The following is a 19,457-nucleotide window of genomic DNA, read 5'->3' on the forward strand; positions in this document are numbered from 1 at the left end:
ATATGAAGGAACGCGTTGCCAGAAACTTGCAGGAGCGCAACTGGCTGTTGCTGGCTATCCTGGTGCTCGCCTTGGCTGTGCGCCTGGCCGGCATCCAGTTCGGCAAGCCGTTCCGTTATCATCCCGATGAGATCAAGCTGGTGGTGCAGGCAGGGCGGTTGCTGGAGCCTGGGGGACGGAGCACGGAGGGGCTTTTCGGCCTGGGTTCCTATCCTCCCCTCTACACGTACCTGTTGGCGCTTGTGTACGGTGGGTATGGTGCCGCAGGGGTAGCATTGGGAGTCTTCAAGACGGCGGCAGCCGTCAAAGAGTTTTACTACACCGAGACTTTCACTTTTCACCTCATTGGGCGAGTGGTGACGGCTTTGCTTGGCACGGCCAATGTCTTGCTCCTCTACCATGTGGGCGCGCGGGCGTCCAATCGGCGAGTTGGCCTGCTGGCCGCAATGTTCTGTGCGACCGTGTTCTTGCACGTGCGCAATTCCCACCACGCGACTGTGGACGTGCCGGCGACCTTCATGGCCACCGCTGCTCTGTTGTGTGCCGTGCTCGTGGTGCGGCGTGGCAGATGGCCGGAGGTGGTCGCAGGTGGGTTGCTCACCGGCTTGGCTGCAGCCACCAAGTTCAATGTCGGAGTGGTGGCAGTGCCCTTTGTGCTGGCTCTATTGCTGCGCGCGGGCAAAGAGAAGAGAGGCCTCGCCGGGGCAGTTGGCGATGCGGCCCTCTACGTGGGTGTGGCGTGCATTGGCGCGGGCTTCGTGATGGGCTGCCCTCTGGTAGTGGCAGATCCGCAACGATTCCTGCAGGGGCTTTTCACCTACGGCGACCTGCAGGCCCAAGGCAAGGTCGGCGTGGGAGGAGGCTTCTTCGCCTATTTCACCGGGGGGATGTCGCCAGGCTACGGGGTGTTCAGCCACAACTCAGTGCCTGCAGCCATCGGCCCGGTACTCACAGTGCTCTGCGTGATTGGCATCGTCCGCCTGGTGCTGCGCCCGAGCCGCATGAACTTGCTCCTGATTGCATTCATCGTGCCCTATTACTTGGTGATTGGCTCGGTCAATTACAAGACGATGCGCCAGTTTCTCCCGCTGGTGCCGTTCCTCATGCTCGCGGCCGCGGCCCTCGTGGACGCGCTCATGGCCCACGTGCGCATACAGTCCAGGTGGCGCGCTGTCGCTTGGGCGGTCCTCGTGGCCGGTGCAGTAGCGCCTGAGCTCTACAAGGATGTGCGCTGGGCCCTGATTATGCGCGGCCCCGACCCGCGCACTTTGGCTAAAGCCTGGATTGAGGAACACGTGCCCGCTGGGACTGTGCTGGCCGTGGAGAAGTACGGGCCACCGCTCTTGGATCAGGACGACCCCAAGGCTACTCTCCGCTTGCGGTCTGGCCACTACCACTGTACCTACCAAATAGTGGACAGCCAAACGCGGCTCTCCTTTGGCTATCGGGGCGAGCCGGACACGCTGCTCCCAGTACAAGACTATCTGGCCGGCAAGGGAGCCGAGTACTTCGTCGGCGATTCGTTCACGCGTGGCAGCTTTTACTTGGCACTTTCGGAGAAAAGTTTCCCGCGTTTAGTGGCGCACAGGCGAGCCTTCTACTCCTGGCTGGAAAGGGAAGCAGAGGAGGTGGCCAGGTTCGCGCCGACGCATAATTGGGCCAACCTCTTCCCGACGATAGTGGTGTACCGGCTCCCTGGAAGAGGTGTTGGAGGGCTGCAACTCGGCCAGGCAGCGCAGGGGCGTGCTGAAGCCACGCACAGAGGAGTTGGGTGGCGATGACAGGCGTTGGTGGTCGCGGTCATGAACCAGATTAGGGCCCTCTACTTTCTTTTGGCCTTCTGTGGCACTGTCACGCAAGGACTATGGGTGGCCCCGCTGAACACGGAGGCCATTCTCATCCTGGACATCCCCCTGCTGCTGCTCTTTGTGCTTGGCCACAATCGGCGCCCGCTAAATCCGCAGATAAGGCGCATCATTCCGATGATGGTGGTTTTTCTCCTCTGGCCGGTGGTGGCCATACCGGGAGCAGTGGACAAGCAGGCTGCCGTGGCCAGCATGATCACCAATGTGCGGGCGCTGTTCATCTGTCTGGCCGTGCTCCTTTTTGTGAACACGCGCAATGATATGGAGGCCCTCCTTGCAGGAGTCAGTGCCGGGCTGCTCTTTCAGGGAGCGGTCGCGGTATTGCAGTTCAGGTTTGGCTACGTGGGCTTGGGCTTTCTCGGCGAAGGGGGAAGGTCTTGGCGCGCCGGCGGCACCCTCGGCCACCCCAATGTGCTGGCCATGTATGCCATGATGCTCAGCCCCCTTGCCTACCGCATGGCAGCCTTCGGCCGGGGCAAGTACCGGTGGTTCTTCTTTGTGGCGTTTCTGGTCGGCGTGGCGGCGCTCTTTGCCTCGCAGGGACGCGCCTGCTGGCTCGGTTTTGCCGTCTCCATGATTCTTTTCTTCTTGTTGGACGTGCGGAAAAAGCGCATCGTCTCGCGCCGGACCATCGCCGTCTGGGTGCTCCTTGCCGTGGTGGGGATCGCCGGCGGCTACAAGTACCGGACCATCCTCACCTCGCGCTTCACCGGCGCCGAAGAGGAACTGGTCGGGCAAAAGACCTCGAGCCGAATGTACTTGGCCAAGGACGCGCTGCGCATTATTAGGCAACATCCGGCAGTGGGGGTGGGGTTGGAAAACTACAAGCTGCACGCGGGCGAGGAGATCATGGGCGACAAGTTCGTGCATTGCTCCTACTTGCTGGTGGCTGCGGAGGCGGGCGTTCCCGGGCTGCTGCTCTTCCTCCTCCTGCTGGGCATGATGCTCTCGTTTGCGTGGCGACTGGCAAGGTCGGCCGACCCCTTTGTGGCCAATGTCGGGACAGGGATCATGACGGCCATGGTCGGGCTCAGCGTCGCCTTGCTCCCTTCGCCCGACTACCGCATCGTCTGGGTGAAGAACCATGTGTGGCTGCTCTTTGGGATCAGTCTTGCATTGGGCAAGATCGCTTACGGGGATGAACGCCGCATGCGCCGCTTGTTGGCCATGCAGCTCCTGCGGAGCAAAGGTGAGGTTGGGAACCAACCTCCAGCTTTGGGTGGCCAAGGGGGAAGGCTTTGGTAACCATGCCGGCACGGCAAGGCAACATATGGGAAGGAACGGAGACTAAGGATGAGAATTCTCGGCATCTTTGACGACCACAACTGCGGGACCGCAATCATCGAGGACGGGAAGATTGTCTGTGCAATCGAGGAAGAGCGTCTGTCGCGTATCAAGTTGCACAACGGAAACTCCAAAGATGGCCCAATACGCCTGAGTCTGCGTGAGTGCCGGCGTCTGACCAATTCTGATCGTAGCAACATCGACCGCATCGCCGCAGCCATAGCCCCGCCGCGGGATCTGATGGCCTATGTGCTCAAAGACCTTCTGCGGCACAAGAACCCGCGCTGGCTGTTGGCCTCGTTGGTCAGCAAGTCGCTGCGCTGGGATCGGTACTTTCTCTTCTACCCCCATTTCTACAACGCGCGGCGCATCAAGAAGCTGAAGGGGCTGCTGCGCGAAGTGGGACTGGACGGCGTGCCCATCGACTTTATGGACCACCACACGGCCCACGCAGCCTCTGCCTACTACGCCTCTGGTCGCACGCGGGCGCTCATCGTCACCTTAGACGGGCAGGGCGACGGCCTTTGCGGTAAGGTGTACTTGGGCGAAAAGGGCCGGTTGCGCCTTCTGAAAGAGGTGCCCAGCTATCACTCCATCGGTCTGTTTTACAACTTCATAACCTGGCTCTTGGGCTTCAAGCCCATGCGCCACGAGGGCAAAATTACTGGCTTGGCGGCTCATGGCACCTACGAGACGACCAAGCACATATTCGAACAGCTGTTCGCGCTCAACGACAACGAGTTCCGCTACCTGCTGGCCGAACGCCTCTACCAGCACGCGTATCCTCACCGCAGCAACTACGTCAAGTTCAAAAAGGCGGTGCCGCCGGAACTGCTGACTTACCCGCCGGAACAGATCGCGGCAGGGGTGCAAGGCATAAGCGAGCGCCTGGTCAGCCAGTACGTGGATGCTGTTCTGCAAGAGACGGGCCCCATCGATGTCTGCCTGGCAGGCGGGGTGTTTGCCAACGTGCGCATCAACCAAAAAGTGGCCGAGCTCCCCAATGCCCAGTCGGTGTTCATCTTCCCGGCAATGGGTGACGGAGGTCTGTGCGCCGGTGCCGCGCTGTACTCGTACTACCAACACCTTGGCTTTCCCGAGCTGGACAACATTCCCCAGCTTCAGGACGTCTACCTTGGGCCGGAGTTCACCGAGGAACAGATCCTGGCCGAGATCAAGAAGGCGGGACTGAAGTACACGTTCCACGAAGACATCGAGTCGGTGGTTGCCGATCTCTTGGCGCAAGGAAAGGTGGTGGCGCGCTTCAACGGCAGGATGGAATACGGGCCGCGCGCCCTGGGCAATCGCTCAATCCTGTATCAGGCCACCGATCCAACGGTGAACGACTGGCTCAACCATCGCCTGCGGCGGACGGAGTTCATGCCCTTCGCGCCGGCGACACTTGCCGAGGAAGCCCACTTGTGTTACCGGAACGTAGGGCGTAATGACTTTCCCGCCAAGTTCATGACGATTACTTTCGACTGCACCAGCGAGATGAAGCGCAAGTGCCCCGCGGTTGTGCACGTGGACAACACCGCCCGCCCGCAGCTGGTGGATGAGAAGACCAATCCCAGCTTCTACAGGATCATCAAGGAGTACTACCGCAGGACAGGGTTGAATTCGATTATCAACACCAGCTTCAACATGCACGAGGAGCCCATCGTCTGTTCGCCTTACGATGCCATTCGCGCGTTCCAGTTAGGCCACCTCGACTACCTGGCGATGGCGCGCTTCTTGGTGCACTCCGACAAGGAGGCCAATGGGTAGCCTCAAGCGCAACACGCTGTTTGTCACCATTGGTCAGGCGGTGCGACTTGTCCTGGCGGTGGTGCTGTACGCCTATGCCTGCCGTTTTCTGGGCGACAAGGACTTTGGCAGGTACGCCTTGGCGACCACGGTGATGTTCTTCGTGCTCCTGGTCGACGATTTTGGCATCAACACCTGGATTGTGCGCGAGGTGGCCCGCCAGAGGAGCGCCGGGCAGCGTCTGTTTGGCGTAGCCAGCGGCATGAAGGTGGCCTTCATTCCGCTGGCCGTGCTCTTGGTGATAGTGGTTGGGCTGGTCATGGGTTACGACCGGCGTACCGTCACGGCTATCAGCATCGTCGCCGGCTATGGGGTGTTGTCGTCTTTTTCCGCCATGTGCTGCTCCATGTTTCGTGCCCATGAGCAGATGCAGTTCGATGCCCTGCTCAACATCGTGGAGAAAGGGGTGATCTTTGCCATCGGCCTGTTAGCCCTGAAGCGCGGCTTCGGTCTCTATGGGCTGTCGTGGGCCTTTGTGGTGGGCGGAATGGTGAGCCTCATTCTCGGCTTAGCAATCCTGCGCCGCAAGTTCTTTGTCCCCAGGCTTTGCTTCGACTATGAGGAGTCCACGCGCATCTTTCGTGGAGCAGTGGTGTTTGGACTGTCGGTTTTCCTCACTACCCTGTACAATCGGGTGGACATGGTCATGCTCTCCCTGATGAAGCCGCCCGAGGTATGGGGGTGGTATGCCGCCGCGCACCGGTTGCTGAACTTCACCAACCAGGTGCCGCTGGTGTTCATGATTGCCCTTTTCCCGCGCCTTTCCCACGAGAGCGTGGCCTCCAAGGACGAGCTGTCGCGCATCTTTGCCAAGGGGTTCAAGTACATACTGGTCCTGGCTTTGCCAATAGTGGCAGGCGTGCTCCTGCTTGCCGACAAGATCATCTACTTCTTCAGTGGTCCAGGGTTCGGGAACGCCATCCCTGCGCTGCAAGTGCTGGCCGTGGACGCGGGGCTTGTCTTTCCGAACATGCTGCTTGCCGGACTCTTCGGCGCCAGCAACCATCAGAACCGCCTGCTGGCTGTACAGACGGTGGGCTTGATCGCTAACGCCTCGTTCAATTACCTGCTCATCCCGCGCTTTGCCCATGTGGGCGCTGCCTATGCGACGGTGGGCACCGAGGCCTTGGTGTTGGTGGCGTGCCTTGCGTTCGCTTGCCGAAGGATTGTGGTGCTGCGCGGTTTCGCTTATCTGCCCAAGGCTCTTGGAGCCACAGCGGTCATGATGGCAGCGGTGTGGGCGCTGCGTGGCCAGCATGTTCTGGTCGCCGGGGCTGCGGGTGCCGTCGTCTACGGCGCGCTGCTCTTGGCCACACGCGCGGTGCAGGTGGAAGAGGTGCTGGGCCTGTTCAGACGGGGTGCCCGTCCTGCGGTTACCACCGAGCCCTGACGAGGTAGACATGCGCATCCTCTACTTGAACTACCTGTACGACTTGAAAGGCTGCTCCTTGGGCTCGGCGGTCAAGCCGATGGAGCTCTTCCGGGCAATGGATGCCATGGGGCACCGCGTGCTCATGTGCTGGATGAAGAAGCAACCGTCAATGCCGGGCGGCGGGCCGCTCACCACCAAGGCAAGGCTCAAAAAGTGGCTGCGCCGCTACCTGGCCGACGTGAAGCAGCTCCTACTGAACGTCCCTTACCTGCTCCGGGCGCTGCGGCATGCGCAACGTTTCCGCCCGGACCTCATCGTGAGCCGCCTGGAGCGGGGACTGTTTTGCGACCTTGTGCTGGCCAGGCTGAAGGGACTACCGTTCGTCGTAGAGGGTGACTGTCCCGGCGTGTACGAAGCCGCCCAGTTTCAGAAGGACTACATCCAGTATCGGTTGCTGAGTCGCTTCATCGAGTGGCTGAACGTGCGCCAGGCCGACGCGGTGATTGTCGTCTCCGAGCAGCTGCGTTCCTATTTTGCACGCAGTGGTGTGTCCCCAGCGCGCTTGCATGTCGTGAGCAACGGGGCCGATCCGCAAAGCTTCTCACCACAGGTGTCTGGAGCTCGCGTGCGACAGCGCTACGCCCTGACTGGCGAGTCGGTGGTGGGGTTCATCGGTTCGTTCAGCACCTGGCACGGGATCGAGAACCTCGCCGAACTGATGAGCAGGCTCCAGGCGAGAGCGCCGGCGGTGAAATTCCTGTTGGTAGGAACCGGCGGCAGGTGGAAGGGCTGGCTGGAGCGATATGTGGCCGAGCACGGCCTTGCCGGGTCAGTGATTTTCGCCGGCTACGTGGACTACCAGGAGATGCCCGAATACTTGGCGGCCATGGATGTGGTGGTGGCGCCTTATCCACAGCTCCCCTTCTTCTACTACTCGCCGGTCAAAATCTACGAGTACATGGCCGCTGGCAAGCCGGTGGTGAGCACGGCCATCGGGCAGATTGCCGAGGTCATCCAGGATGGGGTGACTGGTTTTCTCTGCCCGCCCGACGAGCTCGACTGCCTGGTGCAGAAGATCGCGCTCCTGGTGGGCAATCCCCTGCTCCGCAGGCGCATGGGGCAGGCTGCCAGGCAGGCCATCCTGGAGCAGCACACCTGGATGCATAAGGCTCAGGCTTGGGCAAAAGTCTGCGCACAGATAGCGGAAGGAGCGCGCGGCCGATGAGAGTGCTCATGGTGCACAAGTTCTACTTCATCGAGGGGGGCGCAGAGCGCTACCTGTTCAACATCTCTGGCCTCCTGAGCCGGCATGGCATCGAGGTGATCCCCTTTGCCATGCATCACCCGCGCAACGCCCCTACGCCCTATGCGCGCTACTTCATAAGTCATTTCGACCCTGACCGTATTTTGGGCCGCATGACGCTCCGCCAAGGGCTGCGGAGCGTTGGCAGAGTCATCTACAGCCTCGAGGCACGGCGCAACATCGAGAGGCTCATTGACGACACTTCTCCGGATATTGCGCACGTGCATGGCGTCTACCACCACCTCTCGCCGTCGGTCCTTCTTGCCCTGAAGCGCCGCGGCATTCCAGTGGTGTTCACCTTGCACGAGTACAAGATCCTCTGTCCGAGCTACCTGTTCCTGAACAGACGGGGCGAGATCTGCGAGCTGTGCCAGGGTAAAGAGTTCTGGCACCCCATCAAAGAGCGTTGCCTGAAGGGCTCGCTGGCGGCCAGTGTTCTGGTGAGCGTCGAGGCCTATGTGCATCGCTTCCTTCGTACCTATCGGCGGACGGTAGACCTTTACCTCTCGCCGAGCCGCTTCTTGCGGGACAAGATGATTCAATACGGCTTTCCACCGGACAAGGTGATCTGGTTGCCATACACCATCCCGATTGACGAATACGTCCCATCCTACCAGGCGGGCAGCTACTTCACCTATGTTGGGCGACTTTCCAGGGAAAAAGGTGTCGAGCTCCTGGTGGAGGCCATGGAGGATATCCCCGAGGCGGAGCTGTACGTGTGTGGCACGGGCAGGTTGGAGGAGCCGCTCAAGCGTTTCGTCGCGGCCCGCGGCCTGCGCAACGTACGCTTCCTTGGTCACTTGGCAAGCGAACAACTCCGGGCGGTGATGCGCGGCAGTATGTTCACCGTGGTACCTTCCATAGTCTACGACAACTCACCGCTGGCCGTTTACGAGTCCTTTGCCTTGGGCAAACCGGTGGTGGGCGCGCACATCGGCGGCATACCGGAACTCATCGAACCGGGCCAGGACGGGGTGCTCTTCGAGCCCAACAATCGGGGCGACATGGTCAGAGCGATCCGGGCGCTGTTGGCCGAGCGGTCGAAGTTAGAGGCGATGGGCCGCAAGGCGCGCGCCAAGGCGGAGCGCTGGTTCGCGCCGGAGGAGCACCTCCGCCGCCTCATGGTCGTGTACCGCCAGGTGGGCGGGGCGTGAGGATGAGGGAGCGAGGAGCGTGACCAAGCAAAAGAAACGCCTGCTCCACGTGGTGCACGGTTTAGGGCGGGCAGGAGGCGAGCGGAAACTCTGGGAGCTGCTCAGCCGGCTGGACAGGGAGCGCTATGAGATTGCCATTTGTGCCGTGGGCAAGTCGGGCCTCATGGAGCAGGAGTTCCGCAGCCTCGGCCATCTGCTATATATCTTCCCCAGGCGCTGCCGGTACGACCTCACGCTGCCCTTTGCCGTGGCGCGGTTGGTGCGCACCTTTCGCCCGGACTTGGTCCAGACCACGCTGTTCTTTGCAGACATCATCGGGGCGATGGCCAGCTGTCTTGCGCGCCCCAAGGCGCTGGTCTCCTGGGAGGTGATTACCCACCCTCTCAATTTGCGTCGGGAGCTCATGTACTGGGCGTTGCGCAACCGGTTCGATATGGTGGTTACCGTGTCCGACTCAATCCAAAAGTTCGTCGTGGACAAGCGGCACCAGAACCCTCGGGCGATAACCACCATTCACTACGGCGTGGACCTCAGGAACTATGCGCCCCGTCCGAAAACGGGAAGCTTGGCGCGCGAGATCGGGGCGCCTGGCGCCACCATATTCGGCACAGTTGCTCATTTCCGCAAACAGAAGGGACACCTGTACCTTGTAGAGGCAGTGCAGCAAGTGGTCGCCGAGTACCCCGAGGCCCACTTTGTGCTGGTGGGCGTGGGCCGCGAAGAGCCTAGAGTGCGGGAGCGCGTGGCCCAGTTGGGCCTGGAGCGTCACGTACACTTCCTCGGCCTGCGGGAGGACGTCCACGAGCTGCTCAACGAGTTTGACGTGTTCGTGCTCCCCTCACTGTGGGAAGGGTTTCCCAACGTCATTTTGGAAGCGATGGCGTGTGCCAAGCCGGTGGTGGCTACCGCGGTGGAGGGGACGGTGGAGCTGGTCGTCCACGGACAGACGGGCCTGTTGGCCGCGCCGGCCGACGCCCAGAGCTTAGCATCCGCCCTGCTCAACATGCTGGCCGACCGCGAGCTGATGGCCAGGTCCGGCCAGGCCGGACGGAGGCGGGTGGAAGAGCACTTTACGGTGGAGCATCAGGTGGCGGCCTTCGAGCGGCTGTACGACGCTCTGATCGACGGCAGGTCGGAGCAAGTGCCCATAGGCGCGAGAACCCGTAGCGCGTTGGCTCCGGCGGCGCATTCGCACCTGTGCGGGGCCTGAGGCGAGCCATGTGGAAGCTGCGGCTCAACAAGGTGGTGCATGAGTTCCAGGTCGGCGGCGTGCCCGCAGTGGCGCACCACGTCGGAAAGCGGCTGGTGCGCAGGAATACCTTTTTGGTCTTTGTCACCGACCTGGGCACTGCTCGGCCGACATATGCTTGTCCGGAGGGCTATACCCTTCGCCTGTTGCCACCCGACAAAGCAGAAGTCGACCGGCTGGTGGCCTTCTGGTTGGCCTCCTACGCCGAGAACTATCCGCTCTTTTACAACGAACAACTGGTGCGGCAACTGCTTGAGGCGCGTTTTGCTGCGGAGGAGCTCTGCTTTGTCGCCGAGCACCGGGATGACATTGCTCATTTTCATTGGGTGAGCAGGTTCGGCCGCTGTGCGTTTAACCAGGAGGAGCCGCTCAAGTTCCTGCCCCTTCGTCCAGGCATCGATGCCTATGGCTACAATGTCTTCACCCACCCTGAGCACCGCGGCAAAGGGCTGATGCTGGCGACCTACTCATTTCTTGGGGACTGGTTACGGGAGCACGGCCACGAGCGGCTGTGGAGCTGCGTGGGCACCAAGAACGCCGCCTCGATCAAACTGCACCACAAGGTGGCCACGCACGTGAGCACGCTTCACGTGACGCGCTATCTGGTGTTCGATCGGGCGCGGCTCGCGCCGGTGGCGGGGGGCTGACGTGTCGTGCCGCCAGGGCAGCCTGTCTCCTGCGGTGGTGGTGCCGCTGCACGAGACCGGTCTAGAAGTGGTGCGTGCCTTGGGCAGGCGGGGCGTGTACGTCATCGGCGTTGACGAGGATGCGCATCGCCCAGGGGCGCATTCCCGGTACTGCCGCAGAGTGGTGCGTTCCGCGATCGAAGGGGAAGCGCTGGCGGCGACCCTGCAGGCGATAGGCGAGAGCTTGGGCACGAAGGCGGCCCTTTTCCCCTGCGGAGACCCACAGGTCCTCTCGGTGTCCGAGCACCGCGATGCTTTGGAGCGCCACTACTTCTTCAATCTGCCCGACGCCGAGGTGGTGGCGACGCTGATGCACAAGGACCGCTTTGCCGATTTCGCCACGCGCCACGGGTATCCGGTGCCGCAGACGTTGGTGGTGAGAAGCCTGGAGGAAGCGCAGCAGGCGGCACGGGTAATCCGTTACCCTTGTATCGTCAAGCCTGCGGTGCGGGGTGTGGCGTGGGAAGCGCGGCGCATGCCGAAGAACTATATGGTGCACTCGCCAGAGGCCCTGTGCGCAGCCTATGCTGAGTTCCACGCGCTGGCCTCGCAGGCGGTCGTGCAAGAGTGGATCCCGGGCAGCGACGAGGAGGTGCTTTTCTGTCTCCTGTGCATCGATAGCCAAGGCCGGCCGCTGGCTACCTTCACCGGTCGGAAGTTGCGCCAGTGGCCTCCGGAGCGCGGCTGCACGGCGATCGCCACAGGCCATCAGGCCGGGGAGCTCGAAGAACTGACCCTGCGCTTCATGAACGAGGTGGGGTTCCGGGGCCTGGGGTCGATGGAGTACCGTCGCGATACGCGAGACGGACGCTTAGTGATGATCGAGCCCACGGTGGGGCGCATCGACCTCCAGTCCGGGGTAAGCGAGTTGTATGGAGTGAGCTTGCCCTGGGTAGCCTACGCCGACATGGTCGGGATTAGGATTTCTCCCCGGCCGCCCGGGGTAAGCGCCGGCGAAGCGAGGTGGGTCCACGAGGAGGGCGTGGCACGGCTCTGGCTGCGGCAGGTGCGGCGGGGACGCATCGCTTTCCGCGAATGGGGGCGACTGTTGCGGGGGAGGAAGAGGTTTGCAGTCTTTGCGGGCGACGACTTGGCACCGACGGCGGCGCTGGTGTGCGAAGTCGCAAGAAAGACATGGCGGGCGCTGAGTGGTTGGTTTGTCCACCTTCGCAGGAGCGAGGGAGAATAATGCGCATCAACTGGAGAATAGTGACTTCTGTGGGGATGGTGGCCATAGGCGGCGTCTTCCTGAGCTACGGCTTGTTGCACGACATCTGGGAAGGGCAGCCTCGCTACTACGGGCCCAACGACAGGCTGATGATCGGCTTTGGCGCCGCAGGAGCGGCCTTGGGACTGCTCCTTGCCATTGGCCAGCGACTGCGACTCCACCGTCGCGGCCTGCTCGCCGCGCGCATGCCCCTGTTTGACGCGGTGGTGCTCGCTGGGCTTGCCGCCTTGGCCGGCATTGCCGCGGGCATCATCTGGTTCCACAACGGCAGCGTGGATGAATCCTACCAAAACAAGGAGTTCGCCATCGGCATCTATCGCTCGCGCGACGGCGCGCCTCTGCAATTCAGCGGCGAGGGACTGGACAATCCAGTGCTCACCCGCTACAGCATGCCCGAGCTGGAGATACGCTGCGTGGCGGATCCTTTCCTGGTGAGCGAGAAGGATTCCTTCTACATCTTCTACGAAGCGCTGGAGGCGGTGACCGGCCAGGGGGTGATTGCGGTCGCCACAAGCGGTGATGGCAGAGGTTGGCAGTACAAGGGCGTCGTGCTGGACGAGCCATTTCACCTTTCTTACCCCTGCGTGTTCAAGTGGAAAGGGGACTATTACATGATCCCCGAAGCGGCGACCACCAGGTCGGTCAGGCTCTATCGTGCGGTGCACTTCCCCTACCGCTGGGAGTTCATCAAGAAGCTAATCGACCAGGACGACAAGCTGTTCAAAGACAACACCATCTTCGAGCACGAGGGCCGCTGGTGGCTGTTCAGCGAGACGATGGGCAACCGCGTGCTCAGGCTGTATTACGCGGATACGCCCCTGGGGCCGTGGACCGAGCACCCGCGCAGTCCGGTGGTGAACGGCAATCCGGAGATTGCCAGACCGGGGGGCGCGGTGGTGCACATTGACGGCCGATTGTACCGTTTCGCCCAGGATGATGCCAAGTATTACGGACGTCAAGTTTGGGCGATCGAGATCACCAAACTGTCGCCGACCGACTACGAAGAGAGAAAGGTGGGGAAAAAGCCAGTTCTGAAGGGCTTCGCCCCCTGGAATCGCCGCGGCATGCACCACCTGTGCCCCATCAAGACAGCCGAGGGGTGGATGGCTGCCGTAGATGGCTACTGAGGACAGCCTGTCGCGGGCAAGTGAGGAGGAAGCGCATGGCCAGGCGGGCGACCGTCGCGGTGGTCAGGACAAGCCCGGAGCGGGTGCAGGAAGACATCGCGCGCGCCATGGAGCTTGCAGGGTTCCGGCAGCACCTGGCGCCGGGAGTCACCACCATCCTCAAGGACAACATTTCCTGGCACTATCCATTCCCCTCGGCGAACACCACGCCGTGGCAGCTGGAGGGCGTGGTGCGCACGTTGCGGGAGGCTGGCTATCGCGACCTGGTGGCAGTGCACAACAACACGGTGGTCACCAACCCACGCAAGGGGGCAAAGCTCAACCGTCTGGCCCCCGTGTATGAGCGTCATCAGGTGGCGGAACGATACAACTTCTTGCCACAGGACATGGCCTGGGTGCCGTACCGGCCTAAGAGCAAGATGTTGGTGCTGGACAAAGTCTTTCCCGAGGGGATCAGGCTACCGGACTTTTTCTTCGGCAAAAACATCGTTCACCTGCCCACCCTGAAGTGCCACATCTACACAACGACGACTGGCGCCATGAAGAACGCATTCGGTGGCCTGCTCAACACCAGGCGCCACTACACGCACAGCGTCATTCACGAGACGCTGGTGGACCTGTTGGCGATACAGCGCGAGATACACCCCGGGATCTTTGCCGCGATGGATGGCACTACGGCGGGCGACGGTCCTGGGCCGCGCACCATGCGCCCGGTGCAGGCTGACCTCATCCTTGCCAGCGGCGACCAGGTGGCTGTGGACGCGGTAGCCGCCAAAATTCTCGGCTTTGCGCCCATGCAGGTCGGGTACATCAGGTTGGCCCATGAGGCGGGTTTGGGAGTGGGACGCCCAGAGGAGATCGAGCTGGTGGGCGACGACGTCGAGGGCTTTTGCCTCGGTTGCAAGGTTGGTGACAATTTGGCGAGTAGAGCCGGCGATCTGTTCTGGTTCGGCGGTGGCAAGAGGCTGCAAAAGCTCCTCTTCAGAACGCCGCTTGTGTACCTGTTCGTCTTTGCTTCAGCAGCGTATCACGACCTGTTCTGGTGGCCGGTCAAGGGAAGGACAACCTTCGACCGCTGGCGGCAGCAGACACCTTGGGGCCGCCTGTTCGACAGCTATGCCCAAGACTTGCAGTCTGTACGGGAGTGAGGAGGTGAGGGATGCGGCAACGCTCCGATTGGCCATTCCTCTTGCTGATTGTCGGTCTGGCGGCGGGCCTGCAAGCATACGGCCTCGACAAGATCGTGCTGGGCAGTGATGAGCTCCACCCTGCGCGCGCACTCATCAGCAGCGATTGGAGCATCTTGCGCTACCCATGGCCGGCAGAGGCCACCCTGGAGTTCTACCGGAACTGGCCTATGCACTTCCCGCCGCTTTTTGCGCTGCTCACCCGGGCGGCAGTGGTTGTGTTAGGCGCCAGCCATTTTGCCTTCCGGCTCTTGCCGCTCCTATTTGCGAGCGCCGCGACGCTGGTCAGCTACTTCTTGTACCGCGAGTACTCCGGACGGCGGTGGGCCCTCATAGCGCCCGTGCTGGTGGGCCTCGCTTCGGACCAGATGCTCACTTGGGCAAAGGCCATCAAACATTACACCGCCGACGTTCTCTTTTGCTCGCTCTTGCTCATTGCGGGAAAGCGGCTATTGGAGGGAAACCAGACACGGGATTGGGCGTTGTTCGGACTTTTGGCTGCGGTGAGCTTCTGGATAGGCTACGGCGCGGTCTACGTCACGGCGAGCATCTTCTTGCTCCTCTGCGTTCGGGTGTGGCTCCTGGCGCGGCGCAACCAGGGCGCACTGCGTCCTCATTTTGTGCCGCTGCTGCTGACCGGGCTCCTGACGGTGGTGTCCTTCGCAGGGCTGCGCAGCCTGGCTATCGAACAAGCCGTGAGTAACGACGTGTTCATGAAGTCCTTCGGTATCCAGATGCTTGACCATAGCCGCATCGGGGACATCGGCTACGTTGCCCATTTCTTCGCGCGCATTGGCTTCCAAACATTGAAGTTGCCCTGGTTCTTCTTTCGCCATTCTGCACCCTTTGCCGTCGTGGCCAACGCCCTGCTCGCTATCTGGTTGATTTCACGGGTGCGCAGGCGGCAATGGTATGAGCTCGGCTTGCTCGTTTTGCCCTGGCTCTTCTGTGTGGGTGCAGCAGTGGCGGGATTCTATCCCTTCACCGCCAATCGTCTGCTGCTGTTCCTGTTGCCGTCCTGGATGCGGATGATGATTGGCGGTTTCTCTGAGGCAGTGGATTGGTTGCGGCAGCGAGGTCGCCTGCTGGCAGCTGTGGTGATGGTGGTGCTGGGCGTGTGGGTTGCGGGGATGGTCTACCGCAACGCGGTGGACGTGAGCAAGATGCGCCTTGGTGGCGGGCGACGAATCGATTTAGCGGTGCAGTATTTGGCCCAGAACGCCGAAGATGGCGATACGGTCTTTTTGCACTGGGCGGCAATTGTCGGGTTCTACTACTACTTCACCGACCACCAACCTGGTTATGCCCATGAGTACCCTATTCCCGGCAAGGGCGGCAAGGTTCACGTCATCTATGGCGAGCAGCATAACAAACTCGAGGATTACGAGCCCTTGTTTCGCAAGCTGGAGGCGGTGCCAGGACGGCTGTGGCTGCTCTTCGGGCACAAGTGGCCTTCGGTGGAGATGACGGCCTTGGAGGCACGCCTTCGTGCTCAACGCCCATTGCTGCGTGAGTATGAAGGAGGCAAGTGCCGTGTGGTACTGTTTGGGCCGAATGGGGAGCTTCGGCCGACAGAAGAAGCCGTTCAGGCACGGGAAAGGTGACGGGAGATGAAACAGTTGCAAGGGGTCCATGTCTTGGTCACCGGGGGCGCCGGCTTTGTGGGGTCGAGCATCGTGGCACGGTTGCTGGAATACGGCGCCGAGGTGACAGTCCTTGACGACCTGTTCACGGGCAAGCGAGAGAATCTTCCGGAGGAGCGGCGCCTACGTTTCATTCTTGGCAGCGTCACTGACGCCGGGGTGGTGGAAGAGGCAATGGCTGGGTGTGAGATTGTTATCCATGCGGCGGCGCGCAATATCACCGTCTCTACGCGCAATCCCCGGGAAGATTTTCAGACCAATATTGGCGGGACCCTGAACGTGCTGCTTGCTGCGCGCAAATTGGGTGTCCGTCGCGTGGTGTACACTTCCACTTCTTCCATCTACGGCAATGCCCGTTACTTGCCCATCAACGAGGATGACCAGTATGCGACGCTCTCGCCGTATGCGGTGAGCAAGTTCGCGGGCGAAAACTACTGCACTGCCTTCTACGAGTCGTTCGGCCTGTCCACATGTGTGGTGCGGTACTCGAACATCTACGGCCCGCGGCAGAGCCCGGACAACCCCTACTGCGGTGTCGTGGCCAAGTTCTTTGATGCGGCCATGCAGGACCGTCCGTTGCTCATCCACGGTGACGGTGAGCAGACCCGAGACTTTACTTATGTTGAGGACGCGGTTCAGGCCACGCTCTTGGCCGCCGTGTCCACAAAGGCCGAGGGGCGTGTGTACAACGTCGGCACTGGTCGGGAAGTGACAATCAACTACCTGGCGGAGTGCGTGGCAAAGGTCTTTGGCAAGCCTCTACGCGTCGAGCATATCGACCGCCGGGACATCGACAACATAAGGCGGCGGGTGATGAACATCGAGCGCATTCGCCGGGAGCTACGCTGGGTGCCAGAGACCACCCTCGAGGAGGGGTTGCGGCGCACCAGGGAGTGGCTGGAGGGTAGTGAGCACGGGGGGATGCCGTGAGCAAACCAGGCCGGGTCATTGTCATCGCGCCTGTTTGGAACGAAGAAGGGCGCGTGGGCCGCGCAGTCAAGGAGGTGCCCCACCAGTGGGTGGACGAGGTGGTGGTGGTCGACGATGGCTCACAGGATGGGAGCGCAGACGAAGCGGCAGCGGCAGGGGCTACGGTAATCCGGCATGCCGGCAATCGTGGGGTGGGGGCGGCCATTCGCACGGGATTCGACTATGCGTTACAACAGGGTTTCCATTTCGTGGCGGTAATGTCCGGCGGTGGCAAAACCCCTGCTCGGCAGCTTCCCCTGCTGCTTGCGCCGCTCTTCGCTGGTGCCTACGACTTTGTACAAGGCTCACGCTATCTCCCCGGCGGCAGGAGGCTCAACCACCCTGCCCATCGCCAGGCCGGAACGCGAGCCTATTCGCTACTCTTTTCCCTGATGGCGCGCAGGCGCGTGACGGACGGCTCGTGTGGGTTCCGCGCCTTGCGCGCAGATGTGCTCAGGGACAGGCGGCTCAACCTGCACCAACAGTGGTTGGACCACTACGAACTTGAGCCCTACTTGTACTTTATGGCACTGCGCCTCGGATACAGGGTCAAGGAGGTATCCGTAACGATCGTCTATCCTTCCTTGCGCAACGGCTCGTTTACCAAGATGCGCGGGGTGGTGGATTGGTGGAGCATAGCCAGGCCGCTTCTCTTGTTGGGCGCGGGATGGCGCCGCTGATACCTTGTGCAAGTCGCCAGTTTGACTGAAGACGTGTTGCTCGTCCTTTAGCTGACATTGAGGTCAAAGTGAGAGGCAGAGAAAGCGGATACCCGCCTCGACTAAGAGTGGTGCCCTGGGTCGTGGCTGCATGTGGCGTCCTTCTTGTCGGTGCATCATTATGCAACTTTGTGGTCGCAAAAGGCATTGTGGACCACTGGGCAAGGCATGGCCGAGCGGATTTCTATACGCCATACGTCCACCAGTTGCTCGCGTGGAGCATGCGCGGATTGGGCTTGGCCATGCTCATGCTCGGCCTGGCCTGCCGAGGCCTGATCGCCCGAGGCCTCTACGCCCTGTGGCGCGACAGCAGAACACTGCTGAGTGCAGTTGGAACCGCGCTGCACTCGGCGTGCAGAGAAAGGTTGTTCATCTGGACATTGGTAGCCTTTCTTCTAATCGGCGCGGCCATTCGCATCTCCTTTCTGTTTGAGCCGATGTCCTACGATGAAAGCGCCACCTTTGTGCTCCACATTGACAAGCCGCTCCGTTTCGCCCTGGCCAACTATCGCCACCCTGGTAACCACTTGCTCAATACTATCCTTGCGCACGTTTCGGTGGGGATCTTCGGCAAGGGTCCGTGGGCAATTCGGCTGCCCGCCTTGCTGGCGGGGATCTGCCTGATAGGGTTGCTCTACTTTGTGGCACGACGTGTGCGCGGGCCTGGAGCCGCGCTCATTGGTGCGGCGGTGGCGGCCGGCTCAGGTTGCCTGGTCTACTATTCCACCCGCGGGCGGGGGTACATCTTGGGGGCTCTGCTCTTCCTTGGGCAACTATGGCTTGCCGAGTACGCTCGACGGCACGACAACCGCGCCGCGTGGCTCCTGTTTGCCGTGGCCGGGGCGTTGAGCATGTTCACGGTACCTACAATGCTCTACGGGGTGGGCATAATCTACACCTACCTCGTTTTGTGCGTGATCGCAGGGTGCGGTTCTGGAGCCAGAGGACTAATGGCAGTCCGGATGGGGTGGAGTGCGATGGTCATGGCGGCCCTCACTTTGCTCCTCTACGCGCCGCCCCTATTGGTGAACGGCCTGCGAGAGATGACCTCCAACCCTGTTTACCAGCGCCTGCCCTTGGCTCGGTTTGCAAAGGAGCTGTGGGCGACTTTGCCCGGCGTGTGGCAGCTCTGGCACCGAGATGTGCCGTTGGTGGTGCAGGGGGTGCTGCTGGTTGGTTTCCTTGTGTCCATGTTCGAGCCGGGGGAGTCGGCTCGCGCACGCAGGCTGCTCGTTGGAGGGGTGCCAATGTTCCTCGTACCCGTGCTGCTGCTCCATCGCGTGGTCCCCTTCCCGCGGGTATGGCTTTTCCTGTGGCCCCTTTACTCAGCTTGTGGCGCCGCAGGACTGTCGTGGGGCCTGGAGGCAGTGGCACGAAGGCATGCCCCAACTGCGGTGGCGGCAGTTGCCAGCCTCTTGTTGGTTGCCAACTCTTTGACGGTCCTGGGAGCGCGAACGCGGCACGCCAACGACTATGCCCATTTCCATGATGGCAAGGAGATGGCAGCTTTTCTCGCTGAACAGCTGGCGCCCGGGGACAAACTGCTGTCTCCTGCACCGGCGAGCATGCCGCTGCGTTACCACTTCTCACGATTGGGTGTAGACGAAGGCCCCATGTTCAGGCCTATGCACCAAACGGAAAGGTTGTGGGTGGTGCTCAACCATCCCACCAGCGGTCCCGTGGAATCGTTGGCGGATGTCCTGCGCAATGGGCGGGTGCCAAATGAGGAGTTCGGCGAGCCAGTCCTCATCCACCGCTTCCCGTACGCCTCGCTGTACCAGATGCGCCGCCTTCCTGCGGAGCGGGGCCACCACAGGCAGTAGGTATCCCTGACGACATTGTGTCTGGCATCAGGCCTTGCCAAT

Annotated in this window: 15 protein-coding genes; all 15 read left to right on the forward strand. The window is 61.6% G+C overall.

The genetic code is table 11. The features are described 5' to 3' along the window. Window positions 1-2: 2 nt before the first annotated feature. Complete coding sequence (locus NUW13_10375; protein ID MCR4439430.1) at window positions 3-1,781, forward strand: glycosyltransferase family 39 protein; 1,779 nt, start codon at window positions 3-5, stop codon at window positions 1,779-1,781. A gap of 21 nt (window positions 1,782-1,802) precedes the next feature. Continuing rightward, entirely contained in the window at window positions 1,803-3,110 is a 1,308-nt protein-coding gene (locus tag NUW13_10380) for an O-antigen ligase family protein (GenBank protein MCR4439431.1), read from the forward strand. 48 nt (window positions 3,111-3,158) lie between these two features. Beyond that, a complete protein-coding gene (locus NUW13_10385) occupies window positions 3,159-4,916 on the forward strand; it encodes a hypothetical protein (protein ID MCR4439432.1) in 1,758 nt (585 codons plus the stop codon). Beyond that, a complete protein-coding gene (locus tag NUW13_10390) occupies window positions 4,909-6,345 on the forward strand; it encodes a flippase (protein MCR4439433.1) in 1,437 nt (478 codons plus the stop codon). Before NUW13_10385 ends, NUW13_10390 begins: the two co-directional genes overlap by 8 nt. Window positions 6,346-6,355: 10 nt before the next feature. After that, the gene (locus tag NUW13_10395; GenBank protein MCR4439434.1) at window positions 6,356-7,552 is read left to right on the forward strand and encodes a glycosyltransferase family 4 protein; all 1,197 of its coding nucleotides are present in this window, start codon (window positions 6,356-6,358) and stop codon (window positions 7,550-7,552) included. Continuing rightward, window positions 7,549-8,784 (forward strand): glycosyltransferase family 4 protein, encoded by a 1,236-nt coding sequence (locus NUW13_10400; protein ID MCR4439435.1) that lies wholly within the window; start codon window positions 7,549-7,551, stop codon window positions 8,782-8,784. The genes NUW13_10395 and NUW13_10400 overlap by 4 nt, the downstream gene beginning before the upstream one ends. A gap of 19 nt (window positions 8,785-8,803) precedes the next feature. After that, window positions 8,804-9,994, forward strand: coding sequence for a glycosyltransferase (locus NUW13_10405; protein ID MCR4439436.1), 1,191 nt, complete (start codon window positions 8,804-8,806; stop codon window positions 9,992-9,994). An 8-nt stretch (window positions 9,995-10,002) separates the two neighbouring features. Then, complete coding sequence (locus tag NUW13_10410) at window positions 10,003-10,680, forward strand: GNAT family N-acetyltransferase (GenBank protein ID MCR4439437.1); 678 nt, start codon at window positions 10,003-10,005, stop codon at window positions 10,678-10,680. Between the two features lies 1 nt (window position 10,681). Next, complete coding sequence (locus tag NUW13_10415; protein ID MCR4439438.1) at window positions 10,682-11,908, forward strand: hypothetical protein; 1,227 nt, start codon at window positions 10,682-10,684, stop codon at window positions 11,906-11,908. Continuing rightward, entirely contained in the window at window positions 11,908-13,074 is a 1,167-nt protein-coding gene (locus NUW13_10420; protein ID MCR4439439.1) for a hypothetical protein, read from the forward strand. The genes NUW13_10415 and NUW13_10420 overlap by 1 nt, the downstream gene beginning before the upstream one ends. A gap of 35 nt (window positions 13,075-13,109) precedes the next feature. Continuing rightward, window positions 13,110-14,222, forward strand: coding sequence for a DUF362 domain-containing protein (locus tag NUW13_10425; protein MCR4439440.1), 1,113 nt, complete (start codon window positions 13,110-13,112; stop codon window positions 14,220-14,222). Between the two features lie 11 nt (window positions 14,223-14,233). Then, window positions 14,234-15,865, forward strand: coding sequence for a glycosyltransferase family 39 protein (locus tag NUW13_10430; protein ID MCR4439441.1), 1,632 nt, complete (start codon window positions 14,234-14,236; stop codon window positions 15,863-15,865). Between the two features lie 6 nt (window positions 15,866-15,871). Beyond that, window positions 15,872-16,834 (forward strand): NAD-dependent epimerase/dehydratase family protein, encoded by a 963-nt coding sequence (locus tag NUW13_10435; protein ID MCR4439442.1) that lies wholly within the window; start codon window positions 15,872-15,874, stop codon window positions 16,832-16,834. Next, entirely contained in the window at window positions 16,831-17,553 is a 723-nt protein-coding gene (locus NUW13_10440; protein MCR4439443.1) for a glycosyltransferase family 2 protein, read from the forward strand. The genes NUW13_10435 and NUW13_10440 overlap by 4 nt, the downstream gene beginning before the upstream one ends. Before the next feature lie 260 nt (window positions 17,554-17,813). After that, entirely contained in the window at window positions 17,814-19,415 is a 1,602-nt protein-coding gene (locus tag NUW13_10445; protein ID MCR4439444.1) for a glycosyltransferase family 39 protein, read from the forward strand. Window positions 19,416-19,457: the final 42 nt, after the last annotated feature.

This window comes from candidate division KSB1 bacterium (assembly GCA_024655945.1).
Taxonomy (GTDB): Bacteria; Zhuqueibacterota; Zhuqueibacteria; order JANLFK01; family Oleimicrobiaceae; genus Oleimicrobium.

What these genes read in the sequence shown, in the direction of transcription:
- NUW13_10375 (MCR4439430.1), top strand. Translation starts at nt 3, where the DNA reads ATGAAGGAACGCGTTGCCAGAAACTTGCAGGAGCGCAACTGGCTGTTG.
- NUW13_10380 (MCR4439431.1), top strand. Translation starts at nt 1,803, where the DNA reads ATGAACCAGATTAGGGCCCTCTACTTTCTTTTGGCCTTCTGTGGCACT.
- NUW13_10385 (MCR4439432.1), top strand. Translation starts at nt 3,159, where the DNA reads ATGAGAATTCTCGGCATCTTTGACGACCACAACTGCGGGACCGCAATC.
- NUW13_10390 (MCR4439433.1), top strand. Translation starts at nt 4,909, where the DNA reads ATGGGTAGCCTCAAGCGCAACACGCTGTTTGTCACCATTGGTCAGGCG.
- NUW13_10395 (MCR4439434.1), top strand. Translation starts at nt 6,356, where the DNA reads ATGCGCATCCTCTACTTGAACTACCTGTACGACTTGAAAGGCTGCTCC.
- NUW13_10400 (MCR4439435.1), top strand. Translation starts at nt 7,549, where the DNA reads ATGAGAGTGCTCATGGTGCACAAGTTCTACTTCATCGAGGGGGGCGCA.
- NUW13_10410 (MCR4439437.1), top strand. Translation starts at nt 10,003, where the DNA reads ATGTGGAAGCTGCGGCTCAACAAGGTGGTGCATGAGTTCCAGGTCGGC.
- NUW13_10420 (MCR4439439.1), top strand. Translation starts at nt 11,908, where the DNA reads ATGCGCATCAACTGGAGAATAGTGACTTCTGTGGGGATGGTGGCCATA.
- NUW13_10425 (MCR4439440.1), top strand. Translation starts at nt 13,110, where the DNA reads ATGGCCAGGCGGGCGACCGTCGCGGTGGTCAGGACAAGCCCGGAGCGG.
- NUW13_10430 (MCR4439441.1), top strand. Translation starts at nt 14,234, where the DNA reads ATGCGGCAACGCTCCGATTGGCCATTCCTCTTGCTGATTGTCGGTCTG.
- NUW13_10435 (MCR4439442.1), top strand. Translation starts at nt 15,872, where the DNA reads ATGAAACAGTTGCAAGGGGTCCATGTCTTGGTCACCGGGGGCGCCGGC.
- NUW13_10445 (MCR4439444.1), top strand. Translation starts at nt 17,814, where the DNA reads ATGCGCGGATTGGGCTTGGCCATGCTCATGCTCGGCCTGGCCTGCCGA.